This is a genomic window from Zoogloea sp. LCSB751, assembly GCF_002028455.1.
Classification (GTDB): Bacteria; Pseudomonadota; Gammaproteobacteria; order Burkholderiales; family Rhodocyclaceae; genus Zoogloea.
Window position 1 is genome coordinate 1 of sequence record NZ_MWUM01000076.1, and the last position, 868, is coordinate 868.

Sequence of the window (868 nt, forward strand, 5' to 3'; positions counted from 1 at the left end):
GGGCCGTCCGGGTAGCGGTCCACGTTCTTCCAGGTGCCGCCGGTCTCCGGCCACACCAGCAGGCCGAAGCGGGCCAGCATGCCATCGTCCGATGCCCCACCACGCAGCGTGGCGCGTAGGTATTCCCCGAGGGGGCCGGGCTGGGCACCACCGATCACACCCAGGCACACCGCCGGCACGCGTCGATGGCCGCGGCCGATGCGGTCGAAGGTCCAGCCGTCCTTGCCGTTCCAGCCCGTCATCAGGAAGGCGCGCAGTTCGGCGGCGTCTTCCCGGTCCAGGCCGGCGAGCCAGCCTGGCAACTCGTCGCGGACCACCAGCAGGCCGCGCGGGTTCTCGATGAGCTTCTCGGCCAAGGCTTCCACGGTCGCGCTGGCCACCGTGTAGCGGCGCAGGATCGGGGCTTCGTCCGCATCGGGCGTGAGGAAACTGGCCACGTCCACCAGGGCGTTGGGGTCTTTGCGGAGTGCGCGGGTCGCTTCCGACTTGCGGGCTTCGGCCCGAGCCTTGGCGATCTCCGCTTCGGCCCGCCATTGCCCCTGAGCCTGTGTCCATTCCTCCAGCGCACGGGCTTCGAGGCGCACGATGGGGGCCAGGGCCGCCATCATCGCCGGGCTCTTCATCATGCCGGGACGCCCGACGATGCAGCCCCACAGGTTGGGAAACTCCTGCCAGTCGCTGCGGGCCTGGGGCCGGATGGCGCAACGCCGGCCGATCAGGTTGCCGGCCGCGGCCACCATCGGCACGGCGACGAAATCCGGCGGGCACTGCATGCGGTCGGCCACGTCCTGCACCCACGGCCGCAGCCGATCCGGCAGCAGCGCGTAGTCGAACGGGGCGACCGGCGCGAGGCCTTCCGGCAGCGGCA

General features: G+C 71.7%; 1 protein-coding gene. It reads right to left on the reverse strand.

What is annotated here, in order from left to right; translation table 11 throughout:
- The coding region (locus tag B4920_RS25795; protein ID WP_139379640.1) for a DUF3987 domain-containing protein at window positions 1–868 on the reverse strand (868 nt) is incomplete at both ends.